We start from the raw sequence: 22656 nt of genomic DNA, 5'->3' as shown, positions 1-22656 counted from the left end.
TCAGTGCTTGTCGGCGTTCTCGACGAAGTGATTGTCGTAAGTGGCCTTCAGATCGATCGAGGCCTTGCCGATGTCGGGATCGAATGCAGCCAGCACATCGCGTACGGTCTGCGCCGCGGCGTCCGTCATCAAGCCATCGCGCGAGATGCAGCTTTGCATGTTGCCATAGGCGCGGGCAAACATCCCCTTGTCGGCCAACGCGTATTGCGGCGGAACCGCAGCGGCAACCTGCTCGGGCGTCGCGTGCGCCATCCAGCGCTCGGCCGCGAGGATGGCATCCGTTACCGCCTGCACGGTGTTCGGATACTTCGCGGCGAACTCCTTCGTCGTATAGATCGACGCCTCCGGATAATCGCCGCCGAGCGTGGCGCGCGTCGCGGCGGGGTCCCGCATCACGGCCAGCGGGAACAGATCGCCGCTACCCTGCAGCACGGTCGCGACCGGATCGTTGCTCATCAACGCGTCGATCTGTCCGCTGCGAGCCGCGGCGATCGCACCCGCGGACGAACCCACCCCGATGATGGACACGTCGCCCGGCTTCACGCCGGCCTTGTTCAACAGATAATTCACGCCCATGTGGAAGCTCGAACCGGGCGAGCTCACGCCAATGCGCATGCCCTTCAGGTCCGCATAGGTCTTGATCTTGCCGTGGCTGGCGCGGGTCGCGCCGAACACCCAGCCCGGGCACGAGGCCAAGGTCACGAACGACACGAGCTTTTGCCCCTTCGCCGCCATCGTGATCGTGTTCGAATAGGCGCCGGCCACGATGTCGGCGCTGCCGCCCAACATCGCTTGCAGCGCCTTCGCGCCGCCGCTGAATACGCCGATTTCGACGTCCAGCCCCGCCTGCCTGAAATATCCGCGGCTGTCCGCAATGACGAACGGCAGATACGGAAAGCCCACGCCCGCGGCGGCAAGCTGGATTCTGGGCTTCTCGGGCACCGGCGCAGCAGCCGCGGCCGATTGGTTCACGAGCGCCGAGCATGCGGCTAGTACGGGCAACAGCAGGCGCCTGATCGCTTTCACGATGGTTCGTCTCCTTGTCTTGCGGGCGCGCGCGGCCCGCGGTGTTCAACCCTGCACGTGGCGCAACAGCGTCATCGATAGTTTCCCGTCAATAGGTCGCGCGTCCGCCGGACAGATCGAACACTGAGGCGGTCGTAAAGGAGTTCTCTTCGCTGGCGAGCCAGGCGATCATCGCGGCCGCTTCACCGAGTTCGAGGAAACGGCCGCGCGGAATCTTGCCGAGCATATAGCGGATATGCTCGGGCGACTGCTCCATCGCGCCGGGCGTACGCGCCACCGCGGGCGTCACGCAATTGACCGCGATGTCGTGGCTCGCGAGTTCCTTGCCGAGCGACTTGGTCATCGCAATGACGGCCGCCTTCGCTGAACTGTACGCTGCGGCATTCGGGTTGCCTTCCTTGCCCGCGACCGAAGCAATATTGACGATGCGGCCGTAGTTCTGTCCGACCATGACGGGCACCACGGCGCGGCAGCAGTGAAAGGTGCCGTTGACGTCGATATCGATCACCTGCTTCCAGACATCGACCGGATAGTCGGCAAGCGTGGCATTCGGACCCACGATCGCCGCGTTGTTGATCAGGATGTCGATGCGTCCCGCCGCTTTCAAGGTGCCCGCGACGGCAGCCTCGACGCTGGTGTAATCGGGGATGTCGACACGCTCGGTATGCACCTCGTGGCCGCCCAGTTCCGCACCGGCCTGGGCGAGACCCGCGGTGTTGATATCCCAGATCGCGAGACGGGCGCCCGAAGCGAGCAGCCGGCGCCCGACTTCGAGCCCAATGCCTTGTGCGCCGCCCGTCACGACGGCGACGCGGTCTTTCAGGTTGATCGTGTTGGTCTGCAAGATGATGTCCTCAAAGTCGATGCGTCGATCGCTGCGCGCGCACGCTCATGCGCTCGCGGCCACGGTCTGACCGGCGACGGGGCGCCAGCGCAGCAGGTGGTTCTCGATCAGCGAGACCGCTGTATCGAGCGCCAGTGCGAACAGCGTCAGTACCAGGATGCCCGCGATCACCGAGTTGATGTCGAACACCCCCTCGGCCAGCAGAATCAGATAACCCACACCTTTCTCGGAGCCGAGGTACTCACCCACCACGCTGCCCACGAAAGCGATGCCGATCGCGTTGTGCAAACTGGAGAACACCCAGCTCGTCGCCGAAGGCAGGTAGACGTGCCGCATCAGTTGCCGCGGATTGGCGCCCAGCATCCGGGTGTTCGACAAGACCGCCGGGCTGACCTCGCGCACGCCCTGGAAGACATTGAAGAACACCACGAAGAACACCAGCGTCACGCCCAGCGCCACCTTGGACCAGATGCCGAGGCCGAACCACAGCGCGAAGACCGGTGCGAAGATCAGCCGCGGCATGGAATTCATCGCCTTGATGAACGGATCGAACACGACCGCGAGAAACGGATCGAGCGCGAGCCACAAACCGCAGGCGAGACCGAGCACCGTGCCGATCGCGAACGCCAGCATCGTTTCGACCAGCGTCGTATACAGGTGGCGAAACACCGAGCCCGTCACGATCCAGTCGATGATGCGATGAGCGACCCCGAACGGATCGCCGAAGAAGAAAGGCGATAGCCATTTCTGACTGGTGCCGAGCCACCACAGGAACAGGAAGCCGAACAGAAGCACCAGCCGCGCGGCAAGCACGGTGAAGCGGTTTTTTGGGTCAAACACCATTGTTCGCATAGCTTTTCAGAACCTCCCCTCGAAGCACGTCCCAGATCTGGGTGTGCAGTTGCAGGAAACGCTGGGTCATGCGGATTTCGGACATTTCGCGCGGACGCACGAGATCGATCTCGAACTCGGCGATAGGCCGGGTACCCGGCCCCGCCGACAGCACGATCACGCGATCCGACAACGAGATGGCCTCTTCCAGATCGTGCGTCACGAACATCACGGATTTACGGTCGTACGACCACAGCCGCAGCAGCTCGTTTTCCATCAGGTGCCGGGTCTGGATGTCGAGCGCGCTGAACGGCTCGTCCATCAGAATGATGCGAGGGTTCAGCGCGAGCGCCTGGGCCAGGCTGGCGCGCTTGCGCATGCCGCCCGACAGCTGGTGTGGATACTTGTTGCCGTGCCCGTGCAGACCCACTCGTTCGAGCCACTCATGCGCTACTTTCAACGCGTCTTCGCGTGGCATGCCGCGGAAGATCAGGCCGATCGCGATGTTGTCTTCGGCCGTTTTCCAGGGCATCAGCGCGTCGACCTGGAACAGATAGGCGGCTTGCGTGTTCAGCCCATCGGTCAGGGTCTCGCCAAATACGCGCAAGCTGCCCGAGGACGGCCGAATCAGCCCGGCCGCGACGTTCAGCAGCGTGGACTTGCCGCAGCCCGTGGGGCCGACGATTGAAACGAACTCACCGTCGCGAATCGTCAGGTTCCCGTGCGAAACGGCGGTGTAGGTCTGCGCGTGCTTGCCATTGCCGGCGAACGTGCAGCTCACGTTGTCGAAACGCAGCGCTTCACGCACCTCGACCTGGTCGCGGTCGAACACCAGATTGCACGGCGCGGTGCTCATGGCTGAATCTCCGCGGCCTTCGCGACGAACCGGTTGGTATAGGTCGTGGCGAGATCGATGTTGGCCGACGCCACGGTCGGGTCGAACGCCGACAACACCTGACGCACGGTCTGCGCGCCTTTAGCGGTGATCTCGCCGTTCTGCGCGATGCAACGGCGGCTGTTCCTGAAGGCCTCCGCATACAGCGCCTTGTTGTCCTCGAGGTACTCGGGCGGTACGTTGTCCGCGACCTGTTCGGGTGTCGCCTTCGCGATCCACTTCTCCGCGCGCACGATCGCATTGGCGACCGCCTGCACCGTCTTCGGATTCTTATCGATGAAATCCTGCGTCGCGAACAGGCTCGATTCGGGGTAGTCCGAGCCGAACACCTTGACGTTGCCCTCAGCCGTGCGCATGTTCTCCAACGGCTTGAGGCTGCCGTCCTTGACCAGGATCGTGGCGCTCGGATCATTGACGATCAGCGCGTCGATCTGCCCAGCCCGCACGGCCGCTACCGCGCCCGCTGCCTGGCCCACGCCGATGATCGCGACGTCCGACGGTTGCAGCCCCGCCTTGTGCAAGATGTAGTTGACGGCCATGTGCGTGCTGGAACCCGGCGCACTGACGCCGATGCGCATGCCCTTCAGATCCTTGGCCGACTTGACTTCGGCTGCGCGTTTCTGTGACACGCCGAAGATCCAGCCCGGGCAAATCACCTGGGCGGCGATCACCACGAGATGCTGCCCCCTGGTGGCCATGGTGATGGTGTTCGAATAGGCGCCCGCCACCATGTCGGAGCTGCCGCCCAGCAGCGCCTCCAGCGTCTTCGAGCCGCCGGAGAACGCGGCGATGTGCACGTCCAGCCCTTCGTCCTTGAAGTAGCCGCGCTGCTCGGCAACGAGCATCGGCAGATACGTGATGCCCACGGAAGCGGCCGCAATATGCAGCTCGGGCTTTTCAGGCACGTCCTTGGCGACGGCGGCGACGCAACCGCAGACAAGCTCGAACACTGCGCAAAGCGCGATCGCGAATTTCAGCTTCATGATTGTCTCCTCCCTTTCCGGGGGTATCTAGTGCGACCAACTGCCGGGAATGGGCCGGGTTGCTCGTGCCCACGATGCCTGTAGTGCCGGGAATCGCCGATGATCGGCGGCCCCCTCGCGCGCCCGGATCCGTACTGTGCGACCCTGCTCAGGCTGCCTGCTTGCGCAGCGCCTCGACCACCGCATCGCCCATATCACGGGTGCCGACGGCTCGCGTGCCTTCCTGATGGATGTCCGCGGTGCGGTAGCCGGCAGCGAGTACTGCACGCACGGCCCGCTCGACGCGGCTCGCGGCATCTTCCATCTCGAAGCTCTCGCGCAGCATCATCGCCAGCGACAGGATCGCGGCGAGCGGATTGGCGATATCCTTGCCGGCGATGTCCGGCGCCGAACCATGCACCGGTTCGTACAAGCCCTTGCGGTTGTAGCCGAGCGACGCTGAAGGCAGCATGCCGATCGAACCAGTCAGCATGGCCGCGGCGTCCGACAGAATGTCGCCGAACAGGTTGCCGGTGACGATTACGTCGAACTGCTTGGGCCGGCGCATCAGCATCATCGAGGCCGCATCCACGAACAGATGGCTCAGTTCGACGTCCGGATAATCGCGCCCGACGCGCGTCACCACCTCGCGCCACAACTGGCTCGCCTCGAGCACGTTGGCCTTGTCCACGGAGCACAGCTTGCGCCGGCGGCGGCGCGCGCATTCGAAGGCGGCGCGCGCGACCCGCTCGACCTCCGATTCCGAATAGCGCATGGTGTTGAAGCCCGCACGCTCGCCCGCCTGGTTGATCTCGAAACCGCGTGGCTGGCCGAAATAGGCATCGCCGTTCAACTCCCGCACGATCACGAGGTCCAGCCCGTCCACCACTTCCGGCCGCAGCGTCGACGCGCCGATCAGTTCCGGGAACATGTAGGCCGGCCGGAAGTTCGCATACAGGGTCAGCGCTTCACGCAACAGCAGCAACCCGGTGCCGGGACGGCGTTCACGCGGAATGTCGGCTTCGTCGGCCACGCCCACCGAGCCGAACAGGATCGCATCGGCGTTGCGCGCCAATTCCAGCGTGGCGGCGGGAAGCGGCACGCCGTGCGCCTGAATGCCCGCGTCGCCAATCGGCGCCTCCTGGGTTTCAGCTTGTGGCGCTACGATCCGCAGCACCTTGAGGGCCTGCGCCACGACTTCCGTACCGATACCATCGCCAGGCATCACTGCAATCTTCATCTGAACCTCTCCTTGTGGGTTGTCCGTCAGACCGCGCCTTCAATAGACCTGAGCATGGTCGCGCTCGTACGCATCGATGCGGTCTCGATGCGAAAGCGTGTAGTCGATCTCATCCATGCCGGACAGCAGACACTGTTTCGCGAACGGCTCCATCTCGAACAGATGAACTGAGCCGTCGGGCAACGTCGCGGTCTGCGCGGGCAAGTCGATCGCGATGCGGCTGCCCGGGTTGCCCGACAAGCTGTCGAGCAGCGGCAGTACCACGGCCTCGGGCAACACGATCGGCAGCAGCCCGTTTTTCAGGCAGTTGATGAAAAAGATGTCGCCGAAGCTTGGGGCGATCACCGCGCGGATACCGTAGTCGTACAGCGCCCAGACGGCATGCTCGCGCGACGAGCCGCAACCGAAATTGTGGTTGGCCACCACGATGCGCGATTCGCGGTAACGCGCGTTGTTGAGCACAAAGTCCGGCCGTTCCGCGCCGTCGGGGCCGAAGCGCAATGAACGGAACAGGAATTGGCCGAAGTCGTCGGAGCGGGGTTTTTGCAGGAAGCGCGCCGGCAGCAGCTGGTCGGTATCGCAGTTGATCGCGGCAATGGGCACCGCCACCGCGTCGAGGTAGGTCAGGCTTTCCATGTTCAGGCTCCCAGCAGGCGGCGCACGTCCGTCAGATGTCCGGTCACCGCGGCTGCGGCAGCCATCGGCGGGCTCATCAGATGCGTACGCACGCCGGGCCCCTGGCGGCCCACGAAATTACGGTTCGACGTAGACGCACAGCGCTGGCCGGGCGCGGCGATATCGCCATTGGTGGCGAGGCACATCGAACAGCCGGGGAAGCGCCACTGAAACCCGGCTTCCGTGAACACGCGGTCCAACCCTTCTGCCTCCGCCTGCGCGCGCACCTCGTGCGAACCCGGCACCACCCACGCCTCGACGCCGGGTGCCACGAGACGGCCGCGCGCGACCTCGGCCGCGCCGCGCAGATCCTCGATACGTCCATTCGTGCACGAGCCGATGAATACCCTGTCGATCGCGACGCCTTCGAGCGCCTCGTGGGGCGCCAAACCCATGTAGTCGAGGGCCCGCGACATCGCCATGCGTAGATCCGGGTCGGCCTGCCCGGCGGGATCGGGCACGTGGCGGTCGATCGCACACGCGTATTCGGGCGTGGTGCCCCAGGTCACCATCGGGGCGATGCCGGCCACGTCGATATGTACCTCGCGTTCGAACCTCGCGCCGGAGTCGGTGAACAACGTGCGCCAGTGCGCGATCGCGCGATCCCACTGTTCGCCTGCCGGTGCATACGGGCGGCCAGCCAGATAGGCAAAGGTGGTCTCGTCCGGCGCGATCATGCCGGCGCGCCCGCCCGCCTCGATCGTCATGTTGCACAACGTCAGCCTGCCTTCCGTCGACAAAGCGGCGATCGCCGAGCCGGCATACTCGATCACGTGGCCTGCCGCGCCAGCCACGCCGATCCGCGCAATCACGGCGAGGATCAGGTCTTTGGCGGTGATGCCCGGGGCCAGCGCGCCGTCGAGAACGACGCGCATATTGCTCGACTTGCGCTGCCACAAACATTGCGTGGCGAGCACGTGAGCCACCTCGGTCGCGCCGATGCCGAACGCCAGCGCGCCCAGCGCTCCGTGCGTCGACGTATGGCTATCCGCGCAGACGATGGTCATGCCCGGCAGGCTCAAGCCCTGCTCGGGCCCGACCACATGGACGATGCCGCGTCGCGAGTCGTCCATGTCGAACAGGGTGATGCGCGACTCGCTCGCATCGCGTTGCAGAGCCGTGACCATCGCGCGCCGCTCCGGGTCGGTCACGGATGCCATGTCATTCGCGGCACTTGAAACGTAGTGGTCGGGCGTGCCGAAGGTACGTTCCGGTGAGCGCGGCTTAAGCCCGCGTTCACGCAAAATATCGAACGATTGCGCGGTGACGTCGTGGACGAAATGCCGGTCGATAAACAGCAGGTCCTGTCCATCGTCGCGCGACATGACCCGGTGAGCGTCCCAGATCTTGTCGTAAAGCGTCCTCGGACCACCCATCGCCTGATTGCGTTGCATTGCTTCGTCTCGCTCCATCAACTTGTTGGCCGCGGCAAATACGGCCACGCGGTCTTGGAATTGATTCTGCTGTGCGAGCATCATGCATCAGGCGCGCTGGCTTGGACGTGGTCTTTGGGAAAGGCACCATCGCCGATCGCGATGATGGAAAAACGATCGCGACCGCCAGCGTCAATGCGAAGGCGTGGACCGCTGCGGATCTGCTGTACACGAATCGTTCCGGGTCAATCTCATTGACTTGGCTGCCGTGCGCTCAACGACGATCATTCCACGGAAGCCAGCACAATCTGCGAAATATCGGCGTCGCCGAGGCCTTCTTTCACCGCGCGCATCAGCCAGTCGCGCACGCGGCGCGCGATGGGCAGTGTGACGCCGCATTCGACCGCAAACGCGTCGATGGCGTTCAGGTCCTTGAGCATCGTGCGAATCGAACCGGTGGGCTGCTGCGGCGGCACGACCATGCGCGGCTGCAGTGTTTGCAGGAGGATCGAATCCGCCCAGCCTCCAGCAAGCTCGGCGGGAATACGACTCGCATCGATGCCACCATGCTGTCGAAGGCACGCTCGACCGGCTCATCAAGCTACTCGAGGACGGCGACCTGGATATCGCGCTTGGCCGCAACCGCGTGACGAGCACGCAGACATCGCTGGTGCAGGAAACGCTCTATCGCGAGCCCTTCGTCTTCATCACCGGCGCATCTCATCCATTGGGCGCACCGGAGCGTGAAGTGGACTGGAAAGATCTCGACGCATGCCGCTGGATCACGCCATTGCACGGATCGCCCGCCTACGCCACGTTGATCGAAGCACTCAGCGAACACGGTGCCGCGCCTGCGGCGGGCAGCGTCGAATCGAGTTCGCTTCACCTACCGCATCATCGAGCGTCGACCGGTACGGCCTCCCCCCTGGCCATCATCGTGATCCACTGCTCGAACGCGTTGACCGCGTCATCGCCCGCGCGATCGGCATTGATCACTAACGCGTAGTCGGCGGCGCGCCACGTCGGCGCGACAATCGGACAGACCAGACGCCCTGCGGCAATGTCGCGTTCTATCAGTGGCAGGGATGCCAGCGCTACACCCAGACCCTCGACGGCGGCGGCAAGCTGAAGATTGACGTGGTCGAACTCGACATGACGGGCAGCCCGCAGATCGGGCGCACCGGCCTCCCGCAGCCAGTGCGCCCACGCTGTGCGTGTTGTCGCGGAATGCAGCAGGGTTTGACCGCGCAGATCGGCCACGCTTCGTATCGGGTGTTGGCGCAGCAATGCAGGGCTGCAGGCGGGCAGACGCAAGTCGGGCATCAACGTCCGCGACACGACACCGGCACCTTGTTCGGGCCCGGAGCGAACCCCGATGTCGAAGGCGTCGCCGATATAGCGCAACTTGCGCGATGTCGTCGACACCCGCACCTCGATGTCCGGATAACGCGCCTCAAAATCCGCCAGACGCGGCAGCAGCCAGCACAGCGCGAAACTTGCCAGCACGTTCACACGCACGATGCCTGATACCCGGCGCGTAAATGGATGGTGGCGCAGCCGCGCCGCGGCGGTGCCCAGCCGCTCGAACGCGCTACTCACATCGTTCAGCAGCGCAGTGCCTTCATCGGTCAGCACGACGCCGCGCGAGCGGCGCTCGAACAACGGCAAGCCGAACCAGTCTTCCAGCAACCTGATCTGCTTTCCGACCGCCCAGTGAGTGACATGCAACCCGGTGGCCGCGGCGGCGAAGCTCCCGTGCCGGGCCACTGCTTCGAAATGACGCAACGCGTTGAGCGGTGGCAGCTTGTCCCGGTCCATCGCAGCGTCTGCGGTTCTATTCATGACGTGACTTTTTTTCTCTGACGCCGCGATATTAGCTCAATTGAACCGCATCGTTGTCCGGTCATAAAATCGCCACAAGAAGCGTGAACGCGCGACGGCGTGGCCTTTGCGGTTCGCGCCGTGACAAAAGGATCGTTATGCGCTTGCCCGTTTTTTTCCCATCGCTCACACGGCAGGCCGATGCGACCGGCGGGTCCGGCGTCCGCTCGCGCGTGCTGTGGCTCTCGTGTGTCGCGCACGCGATGCACGACGGCTACACGGACATGATCTATGCGTTGCTGCCGGTCTGGCAGACGGACTTTGGTCTTGATTTCGCAGCGTTGGCTCTGCTGCGCGGTATCTATGCCGGGACAATGGCCACTCTCCAGCTGCCTGCGGGACGCCTCGCACAGCGGCTGGGCAGCCGGGCCACACTGGCGCTGGGTACCTTGCAGGCCGCACTCGGCTATGCCGTCGCCGGGATGTCAGGCGGGCTGCTCGGTCTGTGCGTGGCTTTGGCGATTTCCGGCAGCGGCTCGAGCACGCAACACCCGATCGCCTCGGGGGCCGTCGCTCGCGCCTACGGGCGCGACGCCAGAGGACCTTTGAGTATTTACAATTTTTCCGGCGACCTCGGCAAGTCGGCGCTGCCGGCTGCCATTTCGCTGCTCGTCACCATGATGCCGTGGCGTCACGCGTTGTGGATTGTGTCCGGACTGGGCTGCGTCATTGCCGCAGTGATCGCGCTATTTTTCCCGTCCGTACCGCGTAGCGCAGGGGTCGACGCGAAGGCGCCCGGCGACCCGCGCAGCCGCTCGGCAACCGGCTTTTCCCTACTGTTCGCGATGGGTGTGCTCGATACCGCCGTGCGTATGGGGCTGCTCACCTTCCTGCCGTTTTTGCTTAAGGCAAAAGGCGTCGCGCTGCCAATGGTCGGGACCGCGCTAGCGCTGGTCTTTGCCGGTGGCGCGGCGGGCAAGTTCGCTTGCGGCTGGCTGGGTGCCCGCATGGGCGTGATAGGCACGGTGGTGCTCACCGAGGGCGGCACTGCGGCCTGCATCGTTGCGGTGATGTTTCTTCCACTGGGGCTCACGATGATGCTGCTGCCGCTGCTGGGCATGATGCTCAACGGCACCTCGTCCGTGCTGTATGGAACGGTGCCGGAACTGGCGGCGCCCGAGCGTACTGAGCGCGCATTCGCGTTGTTTTACACGGGGACGATAGCGTCGGGTGCGATCTCACCGGTTATCTATGGCTTTCTTGGCGACCGCATCGGCGTACACGGCGCTACTTTTGCGACGGCGCTGACCGCGTTGGCGATCCCGCCGCTGGCGATCGCGCTGCGCTCGCATCTGGCACCCGAGGAAAGACCGTAAGCGTTGGCCGCGAAGCGGGCGATGCGGTTGCCGTGGTCATGATCGTCATAGGCTCACGGCTGCACGGAACGCGAGCCGCGTTGATATTCCGCGACACGAACTTCGGGCATTCCATCACCAGCTGTGTATGTATCCTTGGGCTGATCGTGCTCGCGGCTCGACAACACGGCTTCAGGGCAGCAAAAGACAATCAGGACAGAATGGGAGAGATGAAGATGTCTGAAAATCCAAGCGTCGCGCTGGTGGGTCCGGGGGCGATCGGCACGACCGTCGCGGCAGCGCTTCATGAGGCCGGACGCACGCCGGCGATTTGCGGCCGCTCCGTGCGCGAGCATCTGGAGTTGCGCTTCGACGGCGGTCGTATCGTTGTACCGGGGCCTGTGCATGTTGACCCGGCCGAGATCAGGAACACGTTCGACCTGGTTTTCGTCGCGGTCAAGTCGACACAGGTGGAGGCGGCGGCGCCGTGGCTTTCCGCACTGTGCGGCGCGAACACTGTGGTCTGTGTGCTGCAAAACGGCGTCGAACAGCAAGCGCTGTTCGCGCCGCACGTATCCGGCGGTCCAGTGCTGCCGTCGGTGGTGTGGTTTCCCGCCCAACGCGAACCGGACGCCTCGGTGTGGTTACGCGGCCAACCGCGCCTCACGTTGCCAGACACGCCAGCGGCCCGCGTGGTGCTCGCGGGTTTACGCGGCACGCGGTGTTCGGTCGACGTAGCGGTGGATTTCACGTCCATCGCGTGGCGCAAGCTTCTACAGAACGCGGCGGCGGGTTTGATGGTTCTGGCAGGTCGCCGTGCAGGCATGTTTTCCAGAACCGACATTGCCCAGCTGACGCTCGCTTACCTGCGGGAATGTCTTGAGGTTGCACGTGCGGAGGGTGCGACGCTCGGCGACGAAGTGCCGCAACAGATCGTCGATGGATTTCAGCGCTCCCCGGCCGATCTAGGCACGTCCATTCTCGCTGACCGACAGGCCGGCCGCCCGCTCGAATGGGACAGCCGGAACGGGGTCGTGCAGCGATGCGGTCGATCTCGCGGCATCCCGACGCCGATCAGCGATCTGGTGGTGCCACTTCTGGCGGCCGCCAGCGACGGACCCGGCTAATATCTACGCGCATCTGCAGATCGAGCAGACGCGCAAGCATGGGACGCTGCAATTGCTGACGCACCGCCGCCGCAAGCAAAGTTTCCAGCGCCGCCCTGCCACTGCATCTGGTGCGCGCGACAGCCGCATCCTCATAAAACCGCCTGTGCTCGCGATTGATGAGCGCGACCGTTAGCGCGTCCTTGCCCGGAAAATACTGATACAGCAGAACGATTGCCGATCGTTGATGGCGTGAGCCGGCTGTGTTTCTGGCCGAACTGCGAGCCACATGATCTTCGAGCAGAGTTTGCGGTGTACGCAACCCAACTAGCCGATGGCTGCAACTCATTCATCGGAAGTGCGCTATCACCCGTGGGTCGGCAATCATTAAGGATCCGTTGGCTCATTCTCGGTGAATCTGGGTACGGCCTACGCCAAGACGAACAGCGTGAAACCGAATGGATGATTCGAGCGCATAACGGCGATCCGCAGGAGGGCTGGAAATCGATCCGCTATGACATTTGCACCGCTGCTGAAAGATTGATGACCGGTTCACCTCAGCTTAACGACGATGCAAGGCTACGTTTCTGGAACACTGTGGCGTTCTATAACTTCGTCCGTGAGAGCATGCCAAACGCACAAGTTCGACCAACGAAGAGGCAATTCACCGAGTCCCGCAGCGCATTCAGTGAAGTTATCCAGACGCACAAACCGCATGTCGTGTTAGAAGTTGGCAGCCGGTTAGATCACATGTGATGGTGCCAGCTTGCACGCATGCTCCGGGTCGCCATTTTCGATCTGCAGAGTCGCATGACCGATCCCGAATCGGGCTTTCAACTCATAGCAGGCGGACTGGGTAAACCCGTCGTCGGTACCTGCTGCAGGCCGGACCAGATGCGCCGTCAGCGCTGTGCCGGTCGTGCTAAGCGGCCAGATATGCAGGTCATGCACTTCCTCGACGCCGGGCAAGCCAGCGAGGAAATTCTGGACCTCCAACGCATCGATGCCTTCGGGGACTTTATCGAGCGCGAGGTTGAGACCGTCTTTCAGCAGGCCCCACGTTGAAACCAGAATGAGCGCGGCGATGCCAAGGCTCACGACCGGGTCGAGCCATGCCCAGCCAGTCAGTAGGATCACGAAGCCTGAGACCACGACCCCCAATGACACCGCGGCGTCCGCGGCCATGTGCAGGAACGCACCCTTCAGATTCAGGTCGCCGTGCCGGCCCCTCGCGAACAACAGCGCGGTCGCGCCGTTCACCAGGATTCCCACAGCCGCCACGATCATGACGGTCTTTCCACCGACCTCGCCGGGCGGGATACCTTGGGCCAGGCGGCGCACCGCTTCAACGGCGATGCCGCCTACGCCCACCAGCAAAATCACTGCATTGGTGACGGACGCAAGAATGGAGCTTCGACCGTAGCCATAAGTGCGGTGTCGCGTGGGGCTGCGCCGCCCGAGGCAGACAGCGCCCCACGCAAGCAGCAAACCGAGGACGTCGCCGAGGTTGTGCACAGCATCCGCCAGCAGCGCGACAGAATGGGCGGCCAGGCCAAATACGACTTCTGCGCCGACGAATCCTGCGTTGAGAGCGGCGCCAAGCGCGAATGCGCGGTCGAAACCCGCCGGCGGGGAATGATGATGACCGCCAGCGCCGTGAGAGTGGCCTGCATGGCTACCGCCGCGGTGGTGGCCGTCATCGTGATCGTGATGATGGTGTGGCACGGGACCCTCCTCGTGAGCTCACCGCGGTCGGCATGCCGAGCCCCTTTCATTGCCCCACCGCGCGACATTCGTTCGCGCACGTTCGACAGGCTCGCGCGCAGTGCTTGCAGTGTCCGCGCTGCTGCTTTTGGCACTCGGCGATGCAGGCATCGCCGATTGATGATCGCCGACTTCTCCGGGTGCGGCATGTCGTCGACGACTATTGCCCCGGCGCAGAAGGCGCAGCGAACGATCCGTGCAAATGAGCGGGTCGTCAACCATGATCGGAACCGTTCCGTAGGTCATCGCTATCCGTACTGGCTTCATGAACGCCAAGCCTATAGCAAGGCGCGTTCCACTCCAATGACCCAAGCTGGACGCGCTTCGGTCAGTGTTTGCCGATCCGGTCTTTCGAGACTTTAGCGCCGACCTCGCGGACGGTGCCCCCGATAACGCCGCATTTGGGTGCAGGCCAACCCGCAGCAGGCAGCTCAATCCCGCATGTTGTCAAACCGTTCGGCAGCCGTCCGTTCAATTCCTGATCGACTGCAGAAAATAGTGGTCCGGCAACGACATGCCCAAACCCAGCCGCGACGCTTCCCGGTACACATGCCCGCCCACCGCCGCGAACTGCACCCCCCAATTGCCCACCGTGTAGTAGAACGTGATCTGGCGGGCATCCGTGCGGCCGGGCGCGCGGCCGGTGATCACATCGGTATAGACCGGCCAGTCCGTCGTGTCCACGCGGTCGCCGCGCGACACCGGCAAACGCCTCCGCTCTTCGTCGCTGCCGCCGATAAACGCATTCGGACTACCCGACACGCGCTGACTGAAGCGTTCGCTTTCCGCCAGCGGCAACCGTTCACGACCTTGCGCGATGCACACGTCGAAACGGGCGACCACCCTCGCGTCGAACTCGCGCGGCGTGAGCGCGACCACGTGCATGCCGGGTTCCAGCCAGTCGGCGTCGATCACGGGCGTCATGCTGTCGGTGCAGGTCGCGACGATATCGGCGCCACGCACCGCCTGTTCGGCTGAGTGCACGGCTGTTACCTCGATGCCGAACTTCGCCTGCATGTCCTGCGCGAAACGCACCCGGTTCGCCTCACGACGGCTGAACACGCGCACGCGCCGGATATCGCGCACCGCGATCAGCGCTTCGAGAAACGTTTGCGCCATGCCGCCCGAGCCGATCATGCCGACCTCTTGCGAGTCCTCGCGCGCAAGCAGCCGCGTGCCGAGACCGGCCGCACCGCCCACGCGCATATGTTGCAGGTGGCCGTCGTTGAGCATCGCGAGCGGCGCACCGTTGTCGGTACTGAACAGCATCACCAGCCCGCAATACGTGCCAGGCTCGACGCAGTACTTCTGCTCGCTGCCCACCCGACCGTCGCCGTCGCGCGGCCACACCATCACGTCCGATTTGAGACGGACCGCCAGAATGCCATCGGTCGCGCCGTCGACCGAGCCGAAGCGGTAATAGCTGTCGTCGTCTCGCGTCGGCACATAGGTGTCGATACGCGGACGCCCGATCGACGCGCCACCCGGCAGCCCGGCGAACGCGAGTTCCTGCACGTCGATGCACGCGCGCATCGTGAGCACGCGCGCCACACAATCGTTATTGATAAGCAGCATCGAATCGAGTCCCCGAGCTTGCGAATCAGCGCGCGACCAGCCGCGCCGCACCTGCGCCGGCGCGCCGTCCGAATACGACGCCGGCGACGAGCCCGGTGCCGCTGCCGTAGTTGTGGTAATACAGGCCGCCGACGATCTCGCCCGCCGCGAACAGCCCGCGGATCGGCGCACCCGACGCGTCCAGCACCTCGGCGTCGGTCGATACCCTCAGCCCACCGAACGTGAAGGTCACGCCAGTCGTGACGCCATAAGCTTCAAAGGGCGGCGTGTCGAGCCGGTTGGCCCAGTTGGTTTTGTCGATCGCGAGCCCGCGCGTGCGCAGACCATCGTGGATGTTTGGATTGAACGACGTATCGGGCCGTGGTGCATCGTTGTACGCGCGCACGGTGCGCAGAAAGCCTTCAGGATCGACACCCGTGAGTTTCTGCGCCAGTTCTTCCAGCGTGTTCGCCGTTTCTTTCGTGATGCGTGCAATCCGGTACTCGTCGCGCAGCAGCTTGACGACCTTTTGATCGAAGATCTGCCACGCGAACAGGCCCGGCTGGCGCAATACTTCGTGCCCATATTTCGCGTAGGTGAAGCTGTGGAAGTCGAGGCCCTCGTCGAGAAAACGCTCGCCCTTTGCATTCACCAGAATTCCGAACGGGTAATTGTGCTTCTGGAAACGATCGCCGATCGTCAGATCGCCGTATTCGGGCGCGTTCATGTCCCATTGCACTGCATGCGCGCCCGACCAGTGGCCGGTTACCGACGCGCCGATTTCCATCGCCATCTTGTGACCCCAGCCGGTGTTGTAGCGTGTGCCACGCACCTTCGCGAGATCCCAGTTCGGCCCGAGATAGCGTGCGCGCATCTCGGGGCTCGATTCGAAACCACCGCAGGCGAGCACCACCGCCTTCGCGCGGATCTCGACCGGCCGGCCGTCGCGCATCGCGCGCACGCCTTCGATACCCGCGTCGCCATGCAGCAGGCCCATTGCCTGAGTGCGGTAGATCACGTCGATTCCCGCGTCCGTCAGCGCCTGATGCAGCGTTTCGACCAGATGCGTGCCGCCGCCCAGAATGTGGCAAGCGAGGCCGCCCCAGAAGCGGAACTTGCCTTCCACACGAAACGCCTGGCGCCCGAGCGCCGGCTGGAATCGCACGCCGTGCCGCTTGAGCCACAGCGCGGCGTCGTAGCTATTGCCGATCAGTACCTCGGTCAGATCAGGATCGGCGCGGAACTCCGTCAGCCGGCCGATATCGTCGAAATACTGCTCGCGTGTATAGGTGCCGAAATCGATATTCGGCAGATCCAGTTCCGCGATATCGGGCGCCAGCTTCAACAGATCGTCGACGGATTCGTAGACGAAGCGGAATGCCCCGCCCGTAAATGCGGAGTTGCCGCCGCGCGCTTGCTGCGGCGCGCTTTCGAGCAGCACGATGCGCGCGGCGCCGCCTTCGCGGGCGGACAACGCCGCATTAGCCGCCGCGTTGCCCGCACCGATTACGAGTACGTCGATATCGTCGAGTGTGTCGATGCTCATCAGTTCGCTCTCCAGTTCCAGATGTACATAGCCGCTAGCGCCGCGTGTATTCGGCGATCGGCGTCAGCGACGCCGCGTCCGCCTCTGCATCCACGGCCGGGTTCAGGGTTTCGAGGCTGCGGCCGGTGGTCTTCGGGCCGAACATCAGCGTGATCAGCGCGGTCAGGAACCACGCGCCCGCGATATACATGAACACGGTCGCATAGCCGTAGTTCGTGTAAACCGCGGCGATCACGAAAGCATTCGCCACGTTCGCGATCCGGCCCGCGCCGTACGTGAGACCCGTCGCGCTGTTGCGCACGCCGGTCGGAAACTGTTCGGGCGTGTACGCATAGAGCAGTGTCGCGAAGGTTTGCGTCAGCATGCCCACCGCGAACCCGAACGTGACGATCAGCACCGGCGTAAAGCTCAACCCGTACAGCAGGCCAAATCCCGCAATCAGCAGCGCGACCAGCGCGATCAGATGCTTGCGTTCGAAACGGTCGGCCGGATAGACCGCGAGCAATGCGCCGAGCGGCGCACCCACGTTGATCAACGTGAAATACGTGAGGCTGCGCGCTATCGTGATGCCGTGATGGACCAGCAAGGTCGGCACCCAGGCCTCGAAACCGTAGAAGCCGATCGTCTGCAGCAGCCAGATCGCGCACAGCGCGAGCGTGCGGCGACGGTAGACAGGGTTGAACATCGTCGTCCACGGCTCACGTGGTTCCGGCGCTCGCGCGACGACTTCCGGCGCGGTCAGCACATGGCCCTCGGCCGCGCAACGCGCTTCCATTGCCGCGAGCGCGGCCTCCGCCTCGCTGAAGCGTCCCGCGCGTGCACTCCAGCGCGGCGATTCGGGAAGCCGCTTCGCGATCAGCGGAAATGCGACGCCGAGCGCGCCCCAGACGAAAACCCAGCGCCAGCCGTCCGGCCCGTACGGCACGAGCAGTCGCGCGACCAGGTTGGTCATCGGAATCGCGCACAGGTTGATGACCATCGCCCATGACTGCCAGGTGCCGCGCGAGCGCGCCGGAAACAGCTCGGCGATATAGGTCATCACCGTCACCATGCCTGCGGAAATACCGAAGCCGGTGACGACGCGCGCGGCAAACAGATACGGGACGCTCGGCACCAGCGCGGTCGCCAGCGAACCGAGCGACGAGATCAGCACGAACAGCATCAGCGAGCGTTTGCGTCCAAGCCGGTCGGACAGCAAACCGCCGAGCGTCGCGCCAAAGAACATGCCGATAAAGCTCGCCGACGTGATCAGCGCGATCTCGTTGATCGCGATGTGCCAATGCCGGATCAGCGCCGGCGCCGCCGACGCAAACGTGTTGATGTCGCAGCTATCGAAAAAGAGTGGAATCGCGAACAGAAACATCCACTCGCGATGCATCCGCGAGTTCGGCAAACGGTCGACGCGCGCGGCGACGAGTAAATCGTTCATGCCTGTCTCCTTTCAATCCGGCGGTCGTAGCCGCGCGGTGTCTTGCGGATGAAGCCGTCACCAGGACCGGCACCGGCGCCGGCACCGGCAGACGCGTCAGTGCCGCAAACCCGCTTCGAGTAAAGCGGTCAATGTGGTGATGTCGTCCAGACCATCGATGCGCCACAGCATGCCCAACGCGTCGCGGCTCGCCTCCGGCGCCAATGCGTGGTTCGCGCAATCGAGAAACTTCGCTTCGATCCGTGCGTCAGGCAGCGGATTCGCCGAGGTCCTGCCCGCCGCGCGCGCGACGCGCCGAGACAGGCGCCGCCCGTCGCGCAACTGAACCACGACTTCCGCGCCGAAATGGTCGGGCTGCTGGTCCGCTAGCGGGTCCGGCTCGGCGACGATCTTCGCCATCAACGCGCGAATCGCCGGCTCGCGGAACGCGTCGCCTTCGAAGTCGGACAGCACCACGCGTGCGTGCGCGAGCGCGCGAGCGACGCAGTACTGCACGCTGAATTTCGCGTCGAGCGCACTGGCCGGCTGCGGGCGATTGGTGTGCTGAAGGCGGCGCGGATGCGTCCATGAAACAACCGAGTCGACGTCGTCCGGCTTGAGCCCGTAGTCGCTGACGAGCATCAGCATCGCGTCTATCGCGGGATGCGTGCTGCCGCAACAGGGGTACTGCTTGATCGCGATGCCCGGTTCGACGATATCGAGTGGCTCGGCCCAATGACTCAACGCCGCTTCAGGGTCGTAATGGCCAGCGCCGTTGTAGACGTCGAAAAAACCCTGCCGATGTTCGAACGCCGCGTCGCCCGCAGTGAATCCCTCGCGCGCCAGCAGCGCCGCGATCATTCCGTTGCGCGACGCATGGCCGACATGCAACGGATTCGTCATCGTGCCGAAATTGGCCTTGATGCCGGACGCGAACGACGCGGCAATCGACAACGCCGTCGCGGTGCGCGCCGCGTCCAGTTTCAGAAGATGCGCGCACGCCGCGCACGCGCCGAATACGCCGAGCGTCGCGGTCGGATGCCAGCCCTTGTCGTAGTGGTGAAAATTAACGGCGTGCGCGATGCGGGCCTGCGCTTCGAAACCCGCCACGTAGGCCGTGACGAGCTGCCGGCCGCTCGCGTGCGCGTCTTCGGCCAGCGCGAACAACGCCGGCAGAATCGGCGCGGACGGATGGCCGCCAAGCGTGTTGCTGCAATCGTCGAAGTCGAGCGCATGCGCGGCGGTGCCGTTGACCAGCGCCGCGTCGCTCGGCTTCATCCGCTCGCGTGTGCCGAGCACGAGCGCCGCGCCGTTCGACGGCGCCGCCACGGTCCGCGCGATTCGCGCACACGGCTCTGCCGCACCGGCTAGCGTCACGCCGATCGTATCGATGATGCCGATACGCGCCCAACGCAATGCCTGGTCGGGCACGTCGGCCCAGCCGAATGCCGCGACGCGTTCGCCCAGCCCGCTGGCAATGTTCGCGATACTCATCGACGCTCTCCTCCTGCAAATGAATCTGACGGTGCGGCAGGCATCGCGTCGAGCCAGTGCAGATCCGCTTCGTGCTCCACCCGGTCGAGCCGCTTGAACAGCGTGTCGGCCGCGGTGCCGAGCCGTTTCGTCATCCGCATAAATTTGCCGCGCAGCTGGGCCGGTGTGAACGGCGTCGACGGGCAACCGGGAAAATCCGTTTGCGCTCTCTCATAAACGGTGCCGTCATCGAGCGTGATGCGTGTGACGGTCGCGAGGCCGGTCGCGTCGGTCGCGACCAGCGTCACCCGTTGCGCGAGCGCACGGATCGCTTCGTCCTGCAACAGACGCGCGCCGAAGGTCGCCGGATCGTCGGCATCGTGCAGCAGTGCGGCCGCCACGCAAACCGGCACGCTGTATTGCGCGAGAACCTGATTGGCCGGCAACTTGATATCGTGATTCGCGGCAAGACGCGGCGCGCCCTCGATCCGGATCGCGGCGATGCGGCGTGCGTCGATATCGTGGGCGGCGCGCATTTGCTGCGCCGCGTAGACCGGCGTGTGCGCGACGATGTGACACGCGTAGCGCTTCAGGCATAACGTCGATGTTTCGTAGCGCGTGCCGAGACCGTCGGTCAGACGCGCCGCGTCGGAGGCCTCGCAATACGCGTGCAAGAAACCGTGGCGCCCTTCGAGCACGGTCGACGGACCGTCGAAACCCGCCTGCGCCAGTTGCACCGCGACGATGCCGGCTTGCGCCGCGCGCCCCAGGTGCAGACGTTTGACCAGACCCCCGTCGCCCGACTTCGCGAATTCGAGCAGGCCTCCGCCTAGCGAACCGGCAATGCCCAACGCCTGGCACAACGTGCGCGCATCGACGCCGGCCAGCTTGCCCGCGACGATCGCGGCGCCGAAGGGCCCGGTCAAACCGGGCGCATGAAAGCCGCGTGCTTCGGCCGAGTGCTTCGTCGCGGCGCCGATGCGAAACAACACCTCGATACCGGCAACCAGCGCCGCGAGCAATTCGCGTCCTGACGCGCCGCCAAGCTGCGCGGCGGCAAGCGCGACCGGCACCAGCGACGCGCCGGGATGAACGCCGGCACCCGGTTGCCGCAGGCTATCGAGTTCCGCCGCGTGGACCAGCACGCCGCCCGCGAATGCCGCCACCTCGGGGGCGACGCGCGTCGCCGTGCCCGGAATCGCGCACGGGCCGGCGGCCGCACCGGCGACATAGCGCAGCACGGCCTGGCCCGCATCCACCTCGTGCCCATACACCGCCGCGCCGAGCGCATCGATCAGGCAGTCTTTCGCGAGCCGCACCACGTCGGCGGGCAACTGCTCGAACCGCACGCCGAGCGCATAGTCCGACAACGACTGTGCCGCGCTGCGCCCTCCGGATAAACCCGGTTGCATGAAAACGTCTCCGTTCATTAGCGGCGCGCTTCCTCGTCGATGACCGACCGATTGCGCGTCTCGGGCATCAGCACATACGTGACAAGCGAAATCGCCGCGCACGCACTGACGTAATAGAAGAACCACGATTCATGACCGGCGTGTTTGAAGCGCAACGCGAGATATTCGGTGGTGCCGCCCATCACCGACGACACGATCGCGAACGGCAGGCCAACACCGAGCGCGCGAACCTTCGCCGGAAACAACTCGGACTTGACGAGCCAGTGGATCGACGAAAAACCGCTCAGGATGCCCAGCGCCGCGAGGTTCAGCGCGAACGCCGTCATCGCGCTATGCGTCGCGCCGAGCGCATGCATCAGCGGCACGGTCAGGAAGGTGCCGCCGACACCGAAGATCATCATCACCGGCCGCCGTCCGATCAGATCGGACAGCAGGCCGTAAAGCGGCTGCAAGCCCATGTAAATGACGAGCGCCAGCGTCGCGATCAGCGTGGCCGCATTGCGGCTGAAGCCGGTGGTATTGACCATGTACTTCTGCAGATAGATCGTGAACGTATAGAACGCGACCGTGCCGCCGACGCTGATGCCGATTGTCCACAGCGTTTGACGCCGATGCTGGACGAGCAGTGCCAGCAGGCTACCCCGTTGCGTCTGCGTGTGCGCCTGCGTTTCGGCGGCGGCGCTGTGCTCTCGCGTGAAGGCTTCCGTTTCCGCGATGCCGCGTCGCAGATAGAGCGCGAAGATCGCCAGCGCGCCGCCGATCGCGAACGGAATCCGCCAGCCCCACTGCTCGAGTTGCGTGGGCGTCAGCACGAGCCGCTGCAGCACGAGCATCAGCCCGAGCGCCAGCAGTTGTCCCATCACGACGGTCACCTGCACGAAGCCGACGAAGAAACCGCGCCGGCCGGTCGGCGCCATTTCACTCAGATACGTCGCGCTGGTGCCCGCTTCGCCGCCCATACTGAAGCCCTGCAGCAAACGCGCGCAGATCAGCACGGCCGGCGCGGCCACGCCGATCGACGCGTACGTCGGCGTCACCGCGATGATCAGCGAGCCGACGCTCATCATCGCCACCGACAAGCTCAGCGCGACGCGCCGGCCATGCCGGTCGGCGAGTACGCCGATCGCCCAGCTGCCGAGCGGCCGCACCACATAGCCGATCGCGGCGACGGCCGCGGCATTCAGCAGTTGCGCGGTCTGATTGCCGCCGGGGAAGAACGCCTTGCTGAAGTAAATGGAAAAGATCGAGTACGCGAGAAAGTCGTACCACTCGATCACATTGCCGGCACTGCCACCGATGATCGAGCGCAACTGCTCGCGCCGGCCGGCAGGCGCGGCGGATAACTTCAAAGTGTGCGCGCTGGCGGACACG

General features: G+C 64.6%; 21 protein-coding genes and 1 pseudogene. 4 read left to right on the top strand and 18 right to left on the bottom strand.

From position 1 onward, the window contains the following. The 9 genes from VGH68_RS12240 to VGH68_RS12200 form a co-directional block, all read right to left on the bottom strand. Nucleotides 1-1026, bottom strand: coding sequence for an ABC transporter substrate-binding protein (locus tag VGH68_RS12240; RefSeq protein WP_331603881.1), 1026 nt, complete (start codon nucleotides 1024-1026; stop codon nucleotides 1-3). An 88-nt stretch (nucleotides 1027-1114) separates the two neighbouring features. Then, nucleotides 1115-1870: an SDR family NAD(P)-dependent oxidoreductase gene (locus VGH68_RS12235; RefSeq protein ID WP_331603880.1), complete on the bottom strand. Its 756-nt coding sequence runs from the start codon at nucleotides 1868-1870 to the stop codon at nucleotides 1115-1117. A gap of 45 nt (nucleotides 1871-1915) precedes the next feature. Next, complete coding sequence (locus VGH68_RS12230) at nucleotides 1916-2713, bottom strand: ABC transporter permease (RefSeq protein WP_414696933.1); 798 nt, start codon at nucleotides 2711-2713, stop codon at nucleotides 1916-1918. Next, nucleotides 2703-3557 carry an ABC transporter ATP-binding protein gene (locus VGH68_RS12225; protein ID WP_331603878.1) on the bottom strand — a complete coding sequence of 285 codons (855 nt, stop codon included), beginning with the start codon at nucleotides 3555-3557 and terminating at the stop codon, nucleotides 2703-2705. Before VGH68_RS12225 ends, VGH68_RS12230 begins: the two co-directional genes overlap by 11 nt. Next, nucleotides 3554-4579 (bottom strand): ABC transporter substrate-binding protein, encoded by a 1026-nt coding sequence (locus VGH68_RS12220; protein WP_331603877.1) that lies wholly within the window; start codon nucleotides 4577-4579, stop codon nucleotides 3554-3556. Before VGH68_RS12220 ends, VGH68_RS12225 begins: the two co-directional genes overlap by 4 nt. Before the next feature lie 148 nt (nucleotides 4580-4727). Next, nucleotides 4728-5798 carry a 3-isopropylmalate dehydrogenase gene (gene leuB / locus VGH68_RS12215; protein WP_331603876.1) on the bottom strand — a complete coding sequence of 357 codons (1071 nt, stop codon included), beginning with the start codon at nucleotides 5796-5798 and terminating at the stop codon, nucleotides 4728-4730. Between the two features lie 39 nt (nucleotides 5799-5837). After that, the gene (gene leuD, locus VGH68_RS12210) at nucleotides 5838-6434 is read right to left on the bottom strand and encodes a 3-isopropylmalate dehydratase small subunit (RefSeq protein ID WP_331603875.1); all 597 of its coding nucleotides are present in this window, start codon (nucleotides 6432-6434) and stop codon (nucleotides 5838-5840) included. 2 nt (nucleotides 6435-6436) lie between these two features. Further along, nucleotides 6437-7867 (bottom strand): 3-isopropylmalate dehydratase large subunit, encoded by a 1431-nt coding sequence (gene leuC / locus VGH68_RS12205; RefSeq protein WP_331603874.1) that lies wholly within the window; start codon nucleotides 7865-7867, stop codon nucleotides 6437-6439. Nucleotides 7868-8130: 263 nt separating this feature from the next. Then, entirely contained in the window at nucleotides 8131-8406 is a 276-nt protein-coding gene (locus VGH68_RS12200) for an NAD-binding protein (protein WP_414696934.1), read from the bottom strand. Between VGH68_RS12200 and VGH68_RS12195 the strand changes: the two genes are divergently transcribed. Then, nucleotides 8340-8852, top strand: a complete 513-nt coding sequence (locus VGH68_RS12195; RefSeq protein ID WP_331603873.1) for a LysR substrate-binding domain-containing protein — start codon at nucleotides 8340-8342, stop codon at nucleotides 8850-8852. The two genes, VGH68_RS12200 and VGH68_RS12195, sit on opposite strands and share 67 nt — an antisense overlap. On the opposite strand, the gene gcvA is transcribed toward VGH68_RS12195, so the two are convergent. Beyond that, nucleotides 8741-9688 carry a transcriptional regulator GcvA gene (gcvA, locus tag VGH68_RS12190; protein ID WP_331603872.1) on the bottom strand — a complete coding sequence of 316 codons (948 nt, stop codon included), beginning with the start codon at nucleotides 9686-9688 and terminating at the stop codon, nucleotides 8741-8743. The genes VGH68_RS12195 and gcvA overlap by 112 nt on opposite strands. A gap of 137 nt (nucleotides 9689-9825) precedes the next feature. Here gcvA and VGH68_RS12185 point away from each other — a divergent pair, with 137 nt between their 5' ends. Next, nucleotides 9826-11043: an MFS transporter gene (locus tag VGH68_RS12185; RefSeq protein WP_331603893.1), complete on the top strand. Its 1218-nt coding sequence runs from the start codon at nucleotides 9826-9828 to the stop codon at nucleotides 11041-11043. Between the two features lie 209 nt (nucleotides 11044-11252). Beyond that, the gene (locus VGH68_RS12180) at nucleotides 11253-12149 is read left to right on the top strand and encodes an oxidoreductase (protein WP_331603892.1); all 897 of its coding nucleotides are present in this window, start codon (nucleotides 11253-11255) and stop codon (nucleotides 12147-12149) included. Nucleotides 12150-12162: 13 nt separating this feature from the next. Here VGH68_RS12180 and VGH68_RS12175 read toward each other — a convergent pair. Further along, a pseudogene (locus VGH68_RS12175) lies at nucleotides 12163-12354 on the bottom strand (TetR/AcrR family transcriptional regulator); the annotation flags it as partial. A gap of 8 nt (nucleotides 12355-12362) precedes the next feature. On the opposite strand from VGH68_RS12175, the gene VGH68_RS12170 reads away from it, so the two are divergent. Further along, the gene (locus tag VGH68_RS12170; protein ID WP_331603895.1) at nucleotides 12363-12884 is read left to right on the top strand and encodes a hypothetical protein; all 522 of its coding nucleotides are present in this window, start codon (nucleotides 12363-12365) and stop codon (nucleotides 12882-12884) included. On the opposite strand, the gene VGH68_RS12165 is transcribed toward VGH68_RS12170, so the two are convergent. From VGH68_RS12165 to VGH68_RS12135, 7 genes are all read right to left on the bottom strand, one after another. Then, the gene (locus tag VGH68_RS12165; protein ID WP_331603871.1) at nucleotides 12870-13853 is read right to left on the bottom strand and encodes a cation diffusion facilitator family transporter; all 984 of its coding nucleotides are present in this window, start codon (nucleotides 13851-13853) and stop codon (nucleotides 12870-12872) included. The two genes, VGH68_RS12170 and VGH68_RS12165, sit on opposite strands and share 15 nt — an antisense overlap. A gap of 510 nt (nucleotides 13854-14363) precedes the next feature. Next, on the bottom strand, nucleotides 14364-15467 hold the full coding sequence (locus VGH68_RS12160) for an ornithine cyclodeaminase family protein (RefSeq protein ID WP_331603870.1): 1104 nt from the start codon (nucleotides 15465-15467) through the stop codon (nucleotides 14364-14366). 25 nt (nucleotides 15468-15492) lie between these two features. Continuing rightward, nucleotides 15493-16992 (bottom strand): FAD-dependent tricarballylate dehydrogenase TcuA, encoded by a 1500-nt coding sequence (gene tcuA, locus VGH68_RS12155; protein ID WP_331603869.1) that lies wholly within the window; start codon nucleotides 16990-16992, stop codon nucleotides 15493-15495. A gap of 34 nt (nucleotides 16993-17026) precedes the next feature. Further along, a complete protein-coding gene (locus tag VGH68_RS12150) occupies nucleotides 17027-18421 on the bottom strand; it encodes an MFS transporter (protein ID WP_331603868.1) in 1395 nt (464 codons plus the stop codon). A gap of 96 nt (nucleotides 18422-18517) precedes the next feature. Further along, nucleotides 18518-19894, bottom strand: a complete 1377-nt coding sequence (locus tag VGH68_RS12145; RefSeq protein WP_331603867.1) for an MmgE/PrpD family protein — start codon at nucleotides 19892-19894, stop codon at nucleotides 18518-18520. Beyond that, nucleotides 19891-21285 (bottom strand): MmgE/PrpD family protein, encoded by a 1395-nt coding sequence (locus VGH68_RS12140; RefSeq protein WP_331603866.1) that lies wholly within the window; start codon nucleotides 21283-21285, stop codon nucleotides 19891-19893. Before VGH68_RS12140 ends, VGH68_RS12145 begins: the two co-directional genes overlap by 4 nt. Before the next feature lie 17 nt (nucleotides 21286-21302). Next, nucleotides 21303-22655: an MFS transporter gene (locus VGH68_RS12135; protein WP_331603865.1), complete on the bottom strand. Its 1353-nt coding sequence runs from the start codon at nucleotides 22653-22655 to the stop codon at nucleotides 21303-21305. Nucleotide 22656: the final 1 nt, after the last annotated feature.

It is taken from the genome of Paraburkholderia sp., from assembly GCF_036488505.1.
Lineage (GTDB): Bacteria > Pseudomonadota > Gammaproteobacteria > Burkholderiales > Burkholderiaceae > Paraburkholderia.
Note: the sequence above shows the minus strand (reverse complement) of the source record. Positions and strands in the feature narration are given on the sequence as shown.

Bases quoted from the DNA above. Each gene is read 5' to 3' on its own strand.
- gcvA (WP_331603872.1), bottom strand. From the start codon at position 9,688: ATGAATAGAACCGCAGACGCTGCGATGGACCGGGACAAGCTGCCACCG.
- VGH68_RS12150 (WP_331603868.1), bottom strand. From the start codon at position 18,421: ATGAACGATTTACTCGTCGCCGCGCGCGTCGACCGTTTGCCGAACTCG.
- VGH68_RS12145 (WP_331603867.1), bottom strand. From the start codon at position 19,894: ATGAGTATCGCGAACATTGCCAGCGGGCTGGGCGAACGCGTCGCGGCA.
- VGH68_RS12225 (WP_331603878.1), bottom strand. From the start codon at position 3,557: ATGAGCACCGCGCCGTGCAATCTGGTGTTCGACCGCGACCAGGTCGAG.
- VGH68_RS12220 (WP_331603877.1), bottom strand. From the start codon at position 4,579: ATGAAGCTGAAATTCGCGATCGCGCTTTGCGCAGTGTTCGAGCTTGTC.
- leuD (WP_331603875.1), bottom strand. From the start codon at position 6,434: ATGGAAAGCCTGACCTACCTCGACGCGGTGGCGGTGCCCATTGCCGCG.
- tcuA (WP_331603869.1), bottom strand. From the start codon at position 16,992: ATGAGCATCGACACACTCGACGATATCGACGTACTCGTAATCGGTGCG.
- VGH68_RS12140 (WP_331603866.1), bottom strand. From the start codon at position 21,285: ATGCAACCGGGTTTATCCGGAGGGCGCAGCGCGGCACAGTCGTTGTCG.
- VGH68_RS12185 (WP_331603893.1), top strand. From the start codon at position 9,826: ATGCGCTTGCCCGTTTTTTTCCCATCGCTCACACGGCAGGCCGATGCG.
- leuB (WP_331603876.1), bottom strand. From the start codon at position 5,798: ATGAAGATTGCAGTGATGCCTGGCGATGGTATCGGTACGGAAGTCGTG.
- VGH68_RS12180 (WP_331603892.1), top strand. From the start codon at position 11,253: ATGAAGATGTCTGAAAATCCAAGCGTCGCGCTGGTGGGTCCGGGGGCG.
- VGH68_RS12230 (WP_414696933.1), bottom strand. From the start codon at position 2,713: ATGGTGTTTGACCCAAAAAACCGCTTCACCGTGCTTGCCGCGCGGCTG.
- VGH68_RS12160 (WP_331603870.1), bottom strand. From the start codon at position 15,467: ATGCTGCTTATCAATAACGATTGTGTGGCGCGCGTGCTCACGATGCGC.
- leuC (WP_331603874.1), bottom strand. From the start codon at position 7,867: ATGCAACGCAATCAGGCGATGGGTGGTCCGAGGACGCTTTACGACAAG.